The sequence below is a fragment of the Kaistella rhinocerotis genome (genome assembly GCF_030243905.1).
Lineage (GTDB): Bacteria > Bacteroidota > Bacteroidia > Flavobacteriales > Weeksellaceae > Kaistella > Kaistella rhinocerotis.
This window is the reverse complement of the sequence record NZ_JASSYY010000001.1, coordinates 327484-344180: the sequence shown is the minus strand read 5'-3', so window position 1 is coordinate 344180 and position 16697 is coordinate 327484. Positions and strand designations below refer to the sequence as shown.

Below are 16697 nucleotides of genomic sequence, written 5' to 3'. Positions count from 1 at the left end.
GCGAGGTTTTTTTATGGCTAAAAATACCCAAAAAGGTGTAGCGATGTGTACCGGGCAGCGGTGTACTTTTATTCTACAAAAAATCACAAATCATGAATTACAAAAATTTATTTGTTGCCGCATTTGTTACAGCAGGTGTTGCGATGCATGCGCAGGGCATGAACGTCCTGGAGAAAGATTATGAAATTTCACGTAAAGCCAAAAAAGGATACTTGGGTGGAGTAGAAGCAAAAGCGGATGGTAATTTCGACATGATCTATTTTTTGCCATCGTCTAAAAAGATGGTGAAAATAGAAACCTACAGCTTTGATAAAGACGCGAATCTCACCGGATCAAAGGAAGATGAGTGGGAAATAGAAAAAGCCCGAAAACGGTACAAAGGTCTGACATACAAGGGTGATCTACTGGTTAACAATGCTATTTCGGTAAGTTCAAACCTGATGGGTAAACTGGTTTACAAAAACCGGAAAGTAACCGCCAAATACAACTGGCTTGCGGGTGGATATGTGCGAAAGGTAAAAATGCTCGACAAACAAAAACTCACCAACGACAATGGCGACGAATACCTTTTCGGAGGTGCTTATGAAGTGGAAAGAGACAGCGCGATCCTCGTGATGGGCTACCCTTACAGCCGCGAAAAAGCAGATTTTTCTAAAATCGAATTATTAAAAGTTCAAAACGACGGCAGTATACGGAAAATACAATCTCTTGCGACCGGTAGCCAGCTTCGGCCCGTCTTCTCAAAACCATTGCTCGATGATGACAGCCGTAATATAGAAAACGATGATTTACCACGTGATTGGATTTTGGTAATGGCTCCGGCGAGAGGCACAAATCTACCACCAAATGAGATGACTTATTTTCGCATCACGCCTGAAGGTACGATTAGAGAAAACTTCAAATTCACCGCACCCACAGCCGGTTACAGGATCATCAATGCGTACGAGAAGAACGGAAATGTGCTTCTTTATGGACTTGGAATAAAAAAAGACGGGAAAACGGCGGAAGAATTACTCGGGATGTCAGTTTCTCCGTCCAGTATGGATTCTGAAGAAATAGAACAAACCAAAAGCGGAACGTCTGCCACAGAAAAAGTCCTGGGTAAACTTGGCGGATTAGGCGGATTGGTAAGTGCGGGAAAAAAAGCTGTAAACCTCGCCACTGGCAAAGAGGAAATGATGCCGAGCCAGGACGACCTTGAAAATGCCATGGATGAAAAAAAATATACTGATTTCATCGTGTGCAAAGTCTCCGGTGGTCGTTTGGTATTCGCTAATGCGACGCCGATCGAGGAGCTGAATCAGAAAGCAGTTGCAGGACCGGACATGAAAAAAGCGCTCAGTTTTGACGGCAAAAAATTTAAGACAAATAATTTCCAAATCTTAAATGATGGCTCGATGGTTTTAAGTTTTCAGGATTTCAAGAAAAACAGCGGTGGAGTAGGCGGAAACAAAATGCTGAACACACTCGCAGGCATCAGAACTTCATCCAGCGGTCCGAAATACGAAAGGATTTATCAGGGTCTTTATATGCTTCACCTGAATCCGGACGGCAGTTTGAAGAAAAACTACACGGTTTTGCTCGATCAGAAGAACAAAAAAGGCTTTTTTAATAATTCTCCGATGACCGCTGATAATTTTCCCGCAACCAGTTATGTAATCGAAAGCAAGGACGGAAAGTCTGTTAACTGGGTAATGGAAATGGTAAAAGCGATTGATAAGGATACAGATTTCAGCAGTTTCATGAATTTTGACGGCTCTACCACCAATACTACTACCACTTCCTATTCGCCATTTTACAGTATCGAATACGGAAAACTGAACCTTGCAGAAGGATCCTCATCCGCCTTCCGCACATTGGGAGACCTGGAAAAAAAGAAATATTACCTGTATGAAAAATACAACCGGATGCAGATTGGAGATTACACGTACTTCTTCAGTGAAACACCAAACGGTGACCGGCTTCTGATCTCAAGGCTTGATGTGAACCAATAGTAAAATCATAGTGATTTCCGCGCCCTTCGATAATTTATAAGTATTTAAGTGGCTCATAAGGGTGCGGTTTTCTTTAAACAACAAAAAATAATCATGAAAACTTTTAATAAATACTTTGTTCTAATACTTCCAATCATCCTTGCATCAGTGATTTTAATATCATGCGAACGGTCAGAAACTAATGATGACCAGGTTGCACCGCCTGCTGCAACCGGATTTTTCTGGCGGGAAAATGATATGAACGCGGCGTTGAAAACTGCCGGGTCCTCTGAACTCAGAACACAGTTTAAGAGTATTTTTGCATTCACAGGTGCAACTACCAGTTCGGGAACTGTATTTGAAATAAATCTTAGCGGCACAGCGGTCGGAACTTATGATATCGGAACTGCGGGAAACGCTTTATATTTTAATGGTTTTGGCAGCACCAGCGGCGGCAAAATAATCATTACCAAAAATGATGGCAGCAAAGCTTCAGGCACTTTCGAAGCGAGTGGGACCGGTGGCACAGCCAGCAAAGTCTATGGAACATTCACAGACATTCCAGTAAAATAAAAAATACTGAATAACAAAACTAAAAACGCAGACCGGGGATTTTACTTCCCGGTCTGCCTGTGATATGCCATAAATACTATTTTGTTATATTTGCGTACCGGTAAAAATTAACATGATGTACGATAAACTTGTAAGAATAGAGGTAATGCGCAGTTTGGGCAAAGAAGTGAGCGATTTCATAGCGACGTATCTTACCCCAGTGGAAAAAATTTGGCAACCCACAGATTTTTTGCCGGATCCTACTGCAGATCAGTTCAAATATGATGTAGAAGAACTGCAAACCTACGCCCAGGAAATGGATTATGACCTATTCGTGACGCTCATCGGAGACTGTATCACCGAAGAAGCGCTCCCAAGTTATGAATCATGGATTATGGGAATCGATGGTATCGAACAGGAAGAACGAAGCGGCTGGTCTCAATGGGTACGCAGCTGGACGGCAGAAGAAAACCGTCACGGTGATTTGCTGAACAAATATCTTTATTTGTGTGGCCGCGTAAATATGCGGGAAGTAGAAATCACTACTCAATATTTAATTCAGGATGGGTTCGATATCGGAACTTCAATGGATCCATACCGAAATTTCGTCTACACAAGTTTCCAGGAAACCGCTACCAACATCTCACACAGGCGAGTAGGTTCTTTGGCAAAGCAGACCGGAAATACAAAACTATCCAGAATGTGCGGTGTGATCGCGGCTGACGAGGCACGACACGCAAAAGCATATAAGCACTTTGTCACTCGTATTTTTGAACTTGACCCTTCCGAAATGATGCTGGCTTTTGAAGATATGATGCGTAAGAAAATTGTAATGCCGGCACATCTGATGCGGGAATCTGGCCAGAAAGCAGGCGAATTGTGGGGTCACTTCTCCGATGCGGCTCAGCGCGCGATGGTGTATACCGGTCAGGATTATATTGACATACTTAGTGGTTTGCTGAACGACTGGAAAATAGAACATATCACCGGCCTAACCGAAAAAGCGGAAAAAGCCCAGGAATACCTGATGAAATTGCCAAGCAGGCTGCAACGCGTAACAGACAGGATTGCGACCCCGGATCTGGAATATCAGTTTAAATGGGTGAAGTCTTAAATAAGAAAACTCAAATTAATTTCATTGCGAGCGGCAGATTTTCTGCCGCTCTTTTATTTTGTTATCTTTGCTCGGCAAAAAATTTATTTTGATGAAAAGCAACAAGAAACTTGCAATTGACTTTGACGGAACCGTCGTAGAAGACGCATATCCGGGTATTGGAAAACCCAAAACCTTTGCGTTCGAAACTTTGCGTAAACTGCAGTCTGAAGGCTACCGACTGATCTTATGGACGTACAGACACGGGAAAACACTCGAGGAGGCCGTAGAATTTTGCCGCAAACACGGTGTGGAGTTTTACGCCGTCAATTCAAGTTTTGAAGGAGAGATTTTTGATGCCGACGCAGCTTCACGCAAGATAGATGCAGATCTTTTCATTGATGACCGCAACCTTGGTGGATTTCCGGGTTGGGGCGAAATCTATAACATCATCAATGACCGTATCGAGTTTCGCGTAGAAGGTTCTGAGGTTTTAGCCTATTCAAAAATGAAGAAGGAAAAGAAAAAAGGTCTTTTCTGGTAAACTCTTCCTTCCCTTATAAATTTAAATTTAAGCCTGTTAAAATACTTACATGATCATCTTAAAAACACTTGAAGAACTGAGGGTAATGCGCGAAAGCGCACAATTGGTTTCCAAGACGCTCGGCATGCTGGCCAAAGAAATAAAACCCGGCACTACCACTGCACATCTCGATAAGTTGGGTGGAGAGTTCATCCGTGATCATGGCGGTGAACCGGCTTTCCTCGGAATGTACGGATTCCCGAAAAATCTGTGTATCTCGCCCAATGCGGAGGTTGTACACGGAATTCCGAATGACAAACCGCTTGTAGAAGGTGACATACTTTCCGTTGATTGCGGCGTGTATATGAACGGTTTTTACGGTGACCACGCTTATTCTTTTGAAGTGGGAGAAGTGGAACCTGAGACTAAAAAGCTGCTCGATATAACCAAAGAATCTTTATACAAAGGAATTGCGCAGTGTGTTCGTGGAAAAAGAGTTGGAGATATTTCAAATGCTATCCAGGAACACTGCGAAAAACACGGCTATGGCGTTGTCCGGGAACTTGTAGGCCATGGTCTTGGCCGAAAGATGCACGAAGATCCACAAGTTCCGAATTATGGCCGGAAAGGCAGTGGCAAAGTATTGAAAGACGGTGTCGCGCTGGCTATAGAACCGATGGTAAATCTCGGTACTGAAAAAGTGAAATTTCATGATGATGGCTGGACGGTTACTTCGCTGGACAACTCTCCGTCTGCACACTTCGAGCACAATGTCGCAATAATCGGTGGCAAACCGGTTCTGCTGAGCACCTTTAAATATATCTATGAAGCTTTAGGAATTAAAAGTACGGAAGAAGACGCCTTCACCCTCGATTTTTGATGAGAAAAATTGCAAAATTTTTTCTGAATAATATACCTCGGCCCATCCTTATAGACCTGAGCGTCGTTTTGCGGCCGTTGATTTATCAGCTCTTTAAAGGCGACCGGTTCACAGATCCAATTGACGGTAAATCATATCGGAAATTTCTGCCGTATGGCTACGGAAAACAGCGTGATAATGCGCTTTCACCCGGTACTTTAAGTCTCGAGCGTCACCGCCAAATGTGGCTGTATCTCCAAAACGAAACCGATTTTTTCCGGAAAAACTACAAAGTGCTGCATATCGCGCCTGAACAGGAATTTCTGCGGCGGTTCAAAAAAACAAAAAATCTCCAATATGTTTCGGCAGATCTTTTTTCCCCAATTGTGGACGTGAAAGCGGATATTCTTGATTTACCTTTTGAAGACGAAAGTTTTGAAGTCATTTTCTGCAATCATGTGTTGGAGCATATCGAAGATGACCAAAAAGCGATGGGCGAACTTTTTCGTGTGATGCAAAAGGGCGGCTGGGGAATCTTTCAGGTACCGATGAAAACCGGTTTGGATAAAACTTACGAAGATTTTTCAATTAAAGATCCAAAAGAACGACAGAAACACTTCGGCCAGTACGATCACGTGCGCTGGTACGGAAGGGATTATTTCCAAAGACTTAAAAACGCCGGATTTGAAGTTGATATCAATTTTTATTCAAAGCAATTTTCACCGGAGCTGCGCAAGCGTTACGGCCTTCTCGAAAATGAGATATTGCCAGTGGTTTATAAGCGGTAATTCGGAGATATAGAGCAACATTCCAAACTGGTATTTCTGGGCAAAAAAGCGTCGCTTTCATGATGCTATTGCTTTTAGCTGAATTTCTTATACTAAAGTTTGTTTCATTAACTTTGCCCAGGTCTAAATACAGACTTTTTAATATCTTTTTTTCAATGCATAAAGCTGGATTTGTAAATATAGTCGGTAAGCCCAACGTGGGTAAATCTACTCTCCTCAATCAATTGATGGGTGAGAAACTCGCCATCGTAACGCAGAAAGCGCAGACAACGCGCCACAGGATTTTTGGAATTTATAATGAAGAGGATCTTCAGATCGTATTTTCAGACACGCCGGGCGTTCTTGATCCAAAATACGGATTGCAGGAAAAAATGATGGATTTTGTAAAAGATTCACTGCAGGACGCGGATGTTTTCCTTTACATTGTAGATGTGCTTGATACCGGCGAACAGTCGGAATTTCTGATTGAAAAACTGAACAAAATACCAGTTCCTGTCCTTATTTTGATCAACAAGATCGATCAGTCGAACCAGCTTGACCTTGAAAAGACAATGGAGCTGTGGCACGAAAGAATTCCTAAAGCTGAAATACTGCCCATTTCTGCCCTCCGCGCCTTTAACACTGAGGTTATTTTACCTAAACTAAAATCTTTGCTGCCGGAAAGTCCGCCATATTATGACAAAGATATGTATACGGACAAGCCGGAAAGATTTTTCGTGAATGAAGCAATCCGTGAGAAAATCCTGCTCAATTATGAGAAGGAAATCCCTTATTCAGTAGAGGTGGTGACAGAAATGTTTAAAGAAAAAGAAGGCATCATATTCATCGATTCAATCATTTACGTGGAGCGCGATACCCAAAAGGGCATCATCATAGGCCACAAAGGTGAATCCATAAAAAAAGTAGGTACAGAAGCCCGGCTCGACCTCGAAAAATTCTTTGCGAAGAAAATACACCTGAACCTTTTTGTAAAAGTGAAGAAAGACTGGCGGAAAAACGACCGTGACCTCAAAAATTTCGGCTACCGCTAGTAGTTGCTGATACAGGTTATTTTCTTAAATTTGGTAAAATTTGTCCCGATGAACTACTTTACTTCCTCGCAAAGTAATGCTGCAATAAGTGATATCGTCATCCTTATTACCAGAATTTTTGTAGGATTTGCAATGCTCTCGCATGGTTTTCCAAAATTGCAGCAACTCTTTTCCGGCGAAGAAATTCAGTTTTACAGTTTTCTGTGGCTGAGCCCCAAAAGCACACTTATCTTAGCCGTATTTGCGGAATTTGTCTGTTCTATATTCATCATCCTGGGACTTTTCACGCGTTTCGCACTGTTTTTCCTGCTGATCACGATGGCTGTCGCCGGACTGATCGTTCATGGCGCAGATCCATTTGCAAAACGTGAAATGAGCTTGCTTTACCTTTCGGTTTACATGTTACTTTTTGCGTTCGGACCCGGCAGATATTCAGTGGATGCAATGATAACCAGGCGCCGCCAATCGAGCTGGTAAATAGCTAAAACATATCTATAGTGCATTGACTGACCGTTGGTGCATTTTTTTTAATACTAAAACTAAACAGATCATTATGAGAATCAAAACAGCAGTCCTCGCGCTTCTTTTTGCCGGAATGACTTTCGCACAGGAAAATATAACGTACCAGCAGCCTTCTGCCGAAATCCTTCAGCTCGCTGACTTCCAACGCGCGCCCGGCGTCATCATGAACAGCAAGAAAGACTGGATGGTTTTCACCTACCGCAACACGTACAAATCGTTGGACGAACTGAATATGCCCGAAATGAAACTCGCAGGTCTTCGCGTGAATCCGGTCACAAATATCAGCAGCACTGTCACTTATATTAACAACCTGAAAGTCCGCAAGTTAAAAGATAAATCGGAAACGCAGGTTAAAGGGCTTCCGGCCAATCCTAAAATATCGTATACGAATTTCTCACCTGACGAAAAGACGCTGGCATTCACAAATACTACCGCAAAAGGAGTGGAGTTGTGGGTGGTAGACCTCGCTTCGGCAACCGCAAAAAAAATCAGCCGCGACAACCTGAACGCGAATCTCGGGACGCCTTATGTGTGGATGAAAGATTCAAAATCACTTTTGGTTAAAAGCATTCCGGACGACCGCAAAGCATTGATTGATTCAAAGACTACAATTCCCACCGGTCCTACGGTTTCTACCGCAGACGGAAAGGTTTCGCAAAACAGAACTTATCAGGATTTACTCAAAAACCCGCAGGATGAGCAAAATTTCGATACGTTGGCAAACGCTGAACTGGTAAAAATAAGTGTTGACGGTAATGAAAGTACATTTAAAAACGCTGCAATCTATACCGGGATGAGTCTTTCTCCTGACGGAAGCTTGCTGATGCTCACTACCATTCAGCGGCCGTATTCGTACATAGTTCCTTTGAACCGTTTTCCAATGACAACCGCGGTTTACGATATAGCTGGGAAGCTCGTAAAAACCGTAAATGAAGTGCCGTTAACTGAAATAATGCCTAAAGGCTTCTCATCTGTCCGCACCGGAAAGCGCAGCATGACCTGGCGGGATGATGAGCCTGCAACGCTGGTGTATGCCGAAGCCCTGGACGGCGGGGACCAGTCTAAATCCGTCGAGTTTCGCGATGAAGTGTTTCTTTGGAAAGCGCCATTCAGTGCAGAACCTCAATCATTCTTTAAAACAAAGCAAAGATTCAATAATATTGATTGGTCTAATGGAAATTTTGCGGTGATTACAGACTCATGGTACGATACGCGGAATACCAAATCATACCTTATCAACTTGAAAGACAACACACACCGCATCATTGATGACCGGAATTATCAGGATGTTTACACGGATCCGGGTTCATTTAACCAATCGAAGAACCAATATGGAAGGACGGTCATCGATGCCAAAGACGACAAGGCATATCTTGTGGGAGACGGATTCACAAAAACAGGTCAGTTCCCGTTTATTGATGAAATTGACGTAAATACGTTGTCAAAAAAACGCGTGTACACCTCTAAGCTTAAAAATTCGAAGGAGGATATCATCGATATTTTGGATGCTAAAAAAGGTGAAGTTTTGGTAGTGGAACAATCGGCCAATCTATATCCGAATTATTTCCTCAGAAATATTAAAAATGGCAAAGCAACGGCACTTACAAAGTTTGCAAATCCATTTGAAAGTATTAAAAATGTACACAAAGAAGTTATCAAATACAAGCGTAATGATGGGGTAGAACTCACCGGAACGCTTTATTTGCCGGCAGGTTTTGACAGAAAAAATCCAAAGGAAAAACTGCCGTTGCTCATTTGGGCGTACCCAACCGAGTACAAAGACAAAAACACAGCCGGCCAGAATACCCAGAATCCAAATGATTTTACCTTTCCGAGTTACGGCTCTTTCATTTACTGGGTGACCAAAGGTTACGCGGTTTTGGATGATGCGGCTTTCCCGATAATCGGTGAAGGAAAAAGTGAACCGAATGACAGTTTCGTTCCACAGCTTGTAGCCAATGGTAAAGCGGCAATAGATGCGGTGGATCAGCTTGGCTATATTGACCGTTCAAAAGTTGCTGTTGGTGGGCATTCTTATGGCGCTTTCATGACGGCTAATCTGCTTACGCATTCAAAAAATTACGCTTGTGGCATCGCGCGAAGTGGCGCTTACAACCGTACGCTTACGCCATTTGGCTTCCAATCTGAACAGCGTAATTATTGGGATGTACCGGAGGTTTACAACACGATGTCACCATTCATGAACGCAGATAAAATGAAGACTCCGATGTTGCTGATCCATGGTGAAGCCGATAATAATCCGGGAACATTCACGCTGCAGACCGAAAGATATTTCCAGGCATTGAAAAATCTGGGCGCGCCTGTACGTATGGTTTTGCTTCCGTTGGAATCTCACGGTTACGCTGCCCGTGAAAATATTTTGCACGTTTTGTGGGAACAGGATCAGTTTCTGGAGAAATGTTTGAAAAAATAATATGTAGGGTCTTCCGGTTTTGGAAGACCTTTTTTAATCCTTTATTTTAATGTTTAAGCGTAGCTGGCATCAATTTGAATAAATAAATAGCATCTGTCAGGGGGTTTCCGTAAAAAAGGAGATTGAGACTCACTAAATATTAAACATGCCCGAAAACATTCCTAACTTAACATAATATAAATTATAGGCCTTTTCGTTGTTTTGGTATAATATCTTGCACTTACCAAAAATTTGTACTTTTATAGTCATGAAGAAATTAAATATGAATAAGATCTGCCTTGCCTTACTCGCTGGCTCGATGATTCTCAGCTGCGAAAAAAAATCTGAACAAATTACTGACAGTTCAACCAAACTTGATTCAGTTAAAGTTCCGGAATCCAATGAACCCATCGAGCTCTCAACTGTTCAAAATTGCTATATATCCGTGGTTGGCAAAGATTCCGTCTTTTTTTCCATTGAGGATAATCTCGGTACCTTGATTGGTAAGATGCGTTACAAAAATTTTGAAAAAGACAGTTCCTTTGGCGAAATATCCGGTACACAAAACGGTGATACGCTCAAATTAAACTATGTGTTCGAAGCTGAAGGAATGACATCTGAACGCGAAATTTATTTTCTTAAAAAAGACGGAAACTTACTTGAAGGCATTGGTGACCACGTCACAGAAGGCAGTACAGACCGTTATGCAAATCCTGGACAATTGAAATATGAGGGTCATACGCTAAAGCCGGTAGATTGTGTAGATTTCGACAGAAATTTCCCCACGGCCGCTTCACGTTAATGTTTGGTAATCCGAAACTCCATCTTCCTTATTTTTAATGTATTTTTAAAAATTTCATGACAAAAATCATGCATGATAATTATGTTGTGCCCAACCGAAATTCTTAAATATGATAAGATAACTACTAATTTTAACACATATGATCAATGATGAAATTTCAGACAACATGCGTCTGCACGACGTATTGACGAAAGAAAAATATGTTAAGCATCTCTCTGTAGACTGCACTATTTTCAGCGTTCAGGATGCCAGGTTAAAAGTGCTTCTTTTAAAATGGCAAGGCGTGGAATATTGGTCCCTGCCTGGTGGATTTGTTAAAAAAGACGAAGATTTAGATGAAGCTGCGCGCCGTATCCTTTACGAAAGAACCTATTTAGACAACATTTTTTTAGAGCAGTTTCATACTTTCGGGAAAGTTGACCGCACAAGCTTAAAACTCAGCAAAGACTTTTTAAAGGCGAGAAATCTTACATTTCCCGATGATCACTGGCTTTTTGAACGGTTTATCTCCGCGGGTTACTGCAGTTTGGTAGATTACACACAGATAAGCGTTTTTCCGCGCTACAACAATGAAAGCGGCCAGTGGTTTGACCTTGATAAACTTCCAAAATTAGCCTTCGACCACAAAGAAATTGTGAAAAAGGGTGCTGAATATATCCGAAAAAACATCGATACACAGATTGCTGCCAGCAACCTTTTGCCGGAAAAATTCACGATGAACGAGCTCCAGAGTGTGTATGAAGCGGTGCTCGGCGAAAATTTCAGAAGGAATAATTTTCAGCGCAAAATACTGGCGATGAATTGTTTAGAAAGACTGGAGAAATTATACGACGGTTCGGCAAACAAGGCGCCCTACCTTTATCGCTTCAGGGATATCCATTAAAACTCAATTTTTAATTTTTAATTATTTCGCCATCACTGCGAAAAAACTTAATTTTAGCAAAAAACTATAAAATATGTCATACTACCCGCTCACAAGCATTCCCGATTATTATTTGATGGACAGTCTGCTCACCGAAGAGCATCTGTTAATCCGCCAGTCTGTCCGCGATTGGGTTGAAAGTTTTGTGATGCCTAAGATTGACAATGCTGCGCAGCACCACACCGATATTCCCGGTCTGATGCAGGAATTGGGCAAAATCGGCGCACTCGGCCCTTACATTCCCGAAGAATATGGCGGTTCAGGCCTTGATCAAATTGCTTACGGAATCATCATGCAAGAACTCGAACGCGGAGATTCGGCCGTTCGTTCTGCTGCTTCTGTTCAAAGTTCGCTGGTGATGTTCCCAATCAATGAGTTTGGATCTGAAGAACAAAAGCGTAAATATCTTCCGAAGCTTGCCACCGGAGAAATGATTGGTGCCTTTGGTCTTACCGAACCAAATCATGGTTCAGATCCAAGTTCAATGGAAACGAAGATCGAGGATAAAGGTGACCATTATTTACTTAATGGTGCCAAGATGTGGATCACGAATGCGCCACTCTGTGATATCGCGGTTGTTTGGGCTAAAGATGAAAGCGGCAAAGTACGCGGACTTATTGTTGAGCGCACTTTAGAAGGTTTTTCTACGCCTGAAACGCATAATAAATGGAGTCTTCGTGCGTCAAAAACCGGCGAATTGGTGTTCAATAATGTAAAAGTTCCGAAAGAAAATATTTTACCGAATGTCATTGGTCTGAAAGGTCCTCTTTCGTGCCTGAACTCTGCACGTTACGGCATTTCGTGGGGAGTGATCGGCGCTGCTGTAGACTGTTACTGCACGGCCGTAAAGTATTCAAAAGAGCGCAAACAGTTTGGAAAACCTATAGCTTCATTCCAGCTTCAGCAGAAAAAACTGGCCGAATTCCTTACAGAAATCACCAAAGCACAACTTCTTTGCCTTCAGCTCGGTAACCTTAAAAACGATCATAAAGCTACACCTGCGCACATTTCTATGGCCAAACGAAACAATGTGAAAATGGCAATCGACATTGCGCGGGAATCCAGACAGATGCTCGGTGGTATGGGTATAATGGGTGAATTTCCGATGATGCGTCACGCGGCAAACCTTGAATCTGTAATCACTTACGAAGGAACGCATGACATCCATCTGCTGATCACCGGAATGGACATCACCGGAATTAATGCTTTTGGTTAAAATCCTTAATAATCATACGAAACTTTCACTGATTCCACGAATTTGTTCTCGGGGTTCAGGATATCTAAAATAACGTTTTTCACAGCGTTCAATGACGTTTTCAGATTTTCGGCGGTAATCTCATCATCGCCGAAAAGACTGAGCGTCTGTACGCCTCTGTTTACCTCGGCAAAGCTCCAGATTCCGCACTGTACCCTGTTGTCAACAAAATCGGTGCTGTTCACAATCAGATGTGCATAGATAGAAAGCTGCATCGCCTGCTTATAATCACTGCTGAAAAACAGATTCTGCAATTTTTCGCCACCATCGTCTTTTTTAGGATGTGTAATCGCCAGATTTTTCGTTTTTGCTGTTTTAAAGTCGATGATGCGAATGTTTCCGTTCAATCTGTCAATGCGGTCAATAAAACCGTAAAATGCAACTGAATCTGTCTTTTCGTCGTTTAAATAAAACGGCGGACTGGTAAATTCCCGCTCCACACCCACAATTTCGAGCGTGTTTCCATTGGATAAAAGTTCGATGTCATGCTGCAACACACCTCGCACTACCCTTTCCGCAATTGATTTGTGGATGAAATTGATTCCGCGTTCATAAAATTCAGGCTGATGTTTAATTTTTTCAATCGCGGCATTCAAAGCATCATCTATTGCTTCATTTGCAACCGATAAATTATTAGATTTCAATATTTTGCCAACCAATGGTTCGTAGATATGCTGAAGCGCATAGTGCACAAGATTTCCGTAGCTACGCTGAGAAAGCTCCTCTTCCATCTCCTCGCCTTCCCGCGTGTGCAGGATCTTATTCAAATAAAAATCAATTGGATCATAGATGTACGACGTAAGGTGCGACGCAGAAACCCGCGATTTCCAAAGTTCAAGTTGCTCAAGAACCGGAGGCGTTTTTTCATACTGCATCGGTTGCAGAAGAATAGGTTCCGAACTGTTCTCGATGATGATATTTTCAATTTTGTGATACCGGTCTTCTATTTCAAGCTGCGTGATGAAACGGCTTTTCTCACCACTGTTGACACCGGAATTCAAAGCATTAAACAGCAGATGTACATTCCGGGAATCCTGCAAAAAACGGTAAAAATGATAAGCGTAGATACTGTCATTTTCTAAAAAAGTATGTAAACCGAAATGCTTCCGCACTCCGAATGGCACGTACGTATTTTGGGTGTTCCCCAGCGGCAGTTTTCCTTCGTTGGCAGACAGCAGGATAATATTTTCGAAATTCAGCAGACGCGTTTCCAGTAAACCCATCACCTGCAAACCTTCTAACGGCTCACCCTGAAAATCAATTGTTTCCGAGCTGATCAGTTGATTGATAAGCACTTCCAGCGTTTCCATATTCAGTGTAAAACTGTAGGGTGACAACTGGTTTTTAATGATTTTAAATGATTTTTCGAAGTGCGAAATATTTTCATATTGGATGTCATCCAAATCACCAAACTTCAGTTGGTAGCAATACGAAATAAGTAAATCCAGAAATACCGCGACCGATTCCTGCTTTTGAAAAAGATTGAAATACGAAAGTTCACCCAGAAGCTCAGTTAGCAATTTGCGGGAGATGTAAATAATATTCCGTTCCTCAATCTGCACGCGGAATTTTACGATGATCTCCTGGTCTTGATCCGCGTTTGGCAGCTCTTCCAGAATCGAAAGTACGTCATTGTAATAATAAGATGAGTCTGAGGCTTCGAGTAGTTTCTGAAGATAAAAAAGCCGTTTCATCGCGTTGCTGAATGCCAGATTTTTCAGCGGAAAACCCATCGTGATATTCAGGCGCGGCGCTGCAGCCAGAGCATCCAACGCGGCTGGCAGGAGATTTTCATCCAATAAAACAACTGCAGTATCCGCTAGATTTTCAGATTGAATTTCTGAAAAGATTGACGGCAGCACTTTGGTCTGCGACACATTGCCCGAAACTTCGTAAACCTTAATGTTCTTGGTCTTCCGGAAATCATCCTCGATCCAGCGAAACGGCCGGCTTTCATTGAATTCTTTCCAATGCCTGTGTTGGCGAAGGAACTTGCCGGCTTCCTGTCTTTCATCCGCGACATAATAATCGTCGCCCTGAAAATAACAGATCGCCCTGTCCCACTGCAAAAGGTTTTTCACAAGTTTCTCCTCCACCGGCGTGAAGGCGTTAAAACCACAAAAGACATATTTCCCATCCGTACTTTGAGCGAATTCTTCTATTTTTCTACTAGCCGCTTTGTGCATCATGCCCGAGGTCGCCCAGCCTTTTTCCTCCAACCGGAGCTGCAGCAAAGGGACGAAGGCGTTCATACGCTGCCAGAAATTCAAATGCTTACGCACCGTGCCGTCCTGATCACCCAGGTTTTCCGCCCAGTTTTTAATTCGTTCTTCGCTCACCATGTATTCCAGAACTTTGGTGTCATCTTCGGCGAATTTTGAAATATCATCCCAGTCTTTCAGCAAAGTGGGAAACCATTTAAGAAAATCCGAAAAGCTTTCACCCGGATGCTGGCTGCGATAGACATCGAATGCAAACAACCAGACCGCAATACCCTGGACATGCATCTTTCCGCCAAGTTCAGTGATTAAGTCTTCGATGGTAAAGAAATTAGGCAAAAAACCGGAATACTTCTTTTCTTTAAGTATTTTCTTGATAAAAACTATCGGCCGCTTGCCGGGCAGCACGATGTTAAACTTTGAAAGGTCACTTTCCAGCGCGAGCAGTTCAGTTACAATTTTATTTAAAAATTTCATTTAGCGTTGTGGGTATGGATTAACCATTAAAAATACAAAAAAAGCATCCGAAACCTGCCTCGAATGCTTTAAGTTTTGAAAATTAAAAACAGAATTTATTTTACGACGATCATCCGTTCCAGCCAGGTATCGGCGCCTGAAGAATCTCTACCCGTCCAGAAGCGGAATGTGTAAACACCAGCCTCCACAGGTCTGAAATTGATCTGTGAGGAGCGCGCCAAGGTTTCCCCACAAGCCGCGGTCGTTTTAAACTTATATGTGGCAACATCACGTTGCAGTGAAGGTTTGTGGACATAATCGTAGCCGTAAAAGCCTTCACAGTTTGCGGCGTAATCTGAATAGGTTTTAATAGTCTGGATGGTGTAAACATCCATTGTGTCCTGCGCGATATTCACGCTGTCAATCTTTGCGAGTTCTGTGCTGGTAATTTCATCACCTTCAAACCGGTCATTGCAACTTGCAAGGCCCAGAAAAAGAACCAGCGGCATTGCCATTTTAAATATAGTTTTCATAAATATTTGATTTATTACAACTAAAACGATAATCATAATCGCAATAGTACGTGCATATCAAGAATTAAAATTTCCTTTAGATAAATATACCACTTTTTTAGTCTCAAAGAATTCGCCTTCAAAATAATTTTTAAGGTCAAATATTTCGCATTTCAGTCCCGAAAGCTCTTCACTCAGGTCACCACCTTTTAAATAAAGGACACCATTGTGTTTTGGATTAAATTGCTCTTTCTCAAATTTTCCTTTGAGCCAACGCAAAAACACCGGCATCTGCGTCACCGCACGGCTTACTACAAAGTGAAATTTTCCGGGAATATCTTCCGCACGTGCATGGATCGCGGTCACATTTTGAAGTTCCAAAGCGGCGGCAACTTCCTTCACCACGGTGATTTTTTTACCGATAGAATCTACCAGCGTAAAATGAGTTTCCGGAAACATAATGGCCAGCGGAATTCCCGGAAATCCACCACCAGTCCCAATATCAAGCACTTTCGTGTTGGGAGAGAAGTTCATCACACGCGCGATGCCGAGTGAATGAAGGACGTGTTTCTCATAAAGCGAATCCATGTCTTTGCGCGAAATCACATTGATTTTTGCATTCCATTCTGCATACAGTTCCTGGAGTTTATCAAACTGCTGCTTCTGGTTTTCGGAGAGATCGGGAAAATATTTTAGGATAAGTTCGGTCTGCATCTAAGTCATTTTTGGCAAATTTAAACAAAAAGAAAGCGCCTGCATGAAGAAAAAATTTATCTT

General features: G+C 42.3%; 15 protein-coding genes. 12 read left to right on the top strand and 3 right to left on the bottom strand.

All coding sequences use genetic code 11. From position 1 onward, the window contains the following. The first annotated feature begins 92 nt into the window (after nt 1–92). From QEP06_RS01580 to QEP06_RS01525, 12 genes are all read left to right on the top strand, one after another. Nucleotides 93–1994: a hypothetical protein gene (locus tag QEP06_RS01580; protein ID WP_285268777.1), complete on the top strand. Its 1902-nt coding sequence runs from the start codon at nt 93–95 to the stop codon at nt 1992–1994. Nucleotides 1995–2087: 93 nt separating this feature from the next. Beyond that, the gene (locus QEP06_RS01575) at nt 2088–2546 is read left to right on the top strand and encodes a hypothetical protein (RefSeq protein WP_251833402.1); all 459 of its coding nucleotides are present in this window, start codon (nt 2088–2090) and stop codon (nt 2544–2546) included. A 115-nt stretch (nt 2547–2661) separates the two neighbouring features. Next, nucleotides 2662–3639, top strand: coding sequence for an acyl-ACP desaturase (locus QEP06_RS01570; protein ID WP_251833722.1), 978 nt, complete (start codon nt 2662–2664; stop codon nt 3637–3639). Between the two features lie 91 nt (nt 3640–3730). Next, nucleotides 3731–4162 (top strand): BT0820 family HAD-type phosphatase, encoded by a 432-nt coding sequence (locus tag QEP06_RS01565; RefSeq protein WP_251833403.1) that lies wholly within the window; start codon nt 3731–3733, stop codon nt 4160–4162. A 49-nt stretch (nt 4163–4211) separates the two neighbouring features. Beyond that, complete coding sequence (gene map, locus QEP06_RS01560; protein WP_285268776.1) at nt 4212–5021, top strand: type I methionyl aminopeptidase; 810 nt, start codon at nt 4212–4214, stop codon at nt 5019–5021. Next, nucleotides 5021–5788, top strand: coding sequence for a class I SAM-dependent methyltransferase (locus QEP06_RS01555; RefSeq protein ID WP_285268775.1), 768 nt, complete (start codon nt 5021–5023; stop codon nt 5786–5788). Before map ends, QEP06_RS01555 begins: the two co-directional genes overlap by 1 nt. Before the next feature lie 155 nt (nt 5789–5943). Then, the gene (era, locus tag QEP06_RS01550) at nt 5944–6819 is read left to right on the top strand and encodes a GTPase Era (RefSeq protein ID WP_285268774.1); all 876 of its coding nucleotides are present in this window, start codon (nt 5944–5946) and stop codon (nt 6817–6819) included. A gap of 48 nt (nt 6820–6867) precedes the next feature. After that, a complete protein-coding gene (locus QEP06_RS01545) occupies nt 6868–7296 on the top strand; it encodes a DoxX family protein (RefSeq protein WP_251833407.1) in 429 nt (142 codons plus the stop codon). 76 nt (nt 7297–7372) lie between these two features. Further along, a complete protein-coding gene (locus QEP06_RS01540; protein WP_285268773.1) occupies nt 7373–9775 on the top strand; it encodes an alpha/beta hydrolase family protein in 2403 nt (800 codons plus the stop codon). A gap of 247 nt (nt 9776–10022) precedes the next feature. Continuing rightward, nucleotides 10023–10556, top strand: coding sequence for a hypothetical protein (locus tag QEP06_RS01535; RefSeq protein ID WP_285268772.1), 534 nt, complete (start codon nt 10023–10025; stop codon nt 10554–10556). Nucleotides 10557–10695: 139 nt separating this feature from the next. After that, nucleotides 10696–11439: an NUDIX hydrolase gene (locus QEP06_RS01530; RefSeq protein ID WP_285268771.1), complete on the top strand. Its 744-nt coding sequence runs from the start codon at nt 10696–10698 to the stop codon at nt 11437–11439. A gap of 73 nt (nt 11440–11512) precedes the next feature. Continuing rightward, the gene (locus tag QEP06_RS01525) at nt 11513–12694 is read left to right on the top strand and encodes an acyl-CoA dehydrogenase family protein (RefSeq protein WP_285268770.1); all 1182 of its coding nucleotides are present in this window, start codon (nt 11513–11515) and stop codon (nt 12692–12694) included. Nucleotides 12695–12699: 5 nt separating this feature from the next. On the opposite strand, the gene QEP06_RS01520 is transcribed toward QEP06_RS01525, so the two are convergent. The 3 genes from QEP06_RS01520 to rsmG form a co-directional block, all read right to left on the bottom strand. After that, nucleotides 12700–15429, bottom strand: coding sequence for a PD-(D/E)XK nuclease family protein (locus QEP06_RS01520; protein WP_285268769.1), 2730 nt, complete (start codon nt 15427–15429; stop codon nt 12700–12702). A 95-nt stretch (nt 15430–15524) separates the two neighbouring features. Next, nucleotides 15525–15941: a hypothetical protein gene (locus QEP06_RS01515; protein ID WP_285268768.1), complete on the bottom strand. Its 417-nt coding sequence runs from the start codon at nt 15939–15941 to the stop codon at nt 15525–15527. A 57-nt stretch (nt 15942–15998) separates the two neighbouring features. Next, nucleotides 15999–16634: a 16S rRNA (guanine(527)-N(7))-methyltransferase RsmG gene (rsmG, locus tag QEP06_RS01510; RefSeq protein ID WP_251833414.1), complete on the bottom strand. Its 636-nt coding sequence runs from the start codon at nt 16632–16634 to the stop codon at nt 15999–16001. Nucleotides 16635–16697: the final 63 nt, after the last annotated feature.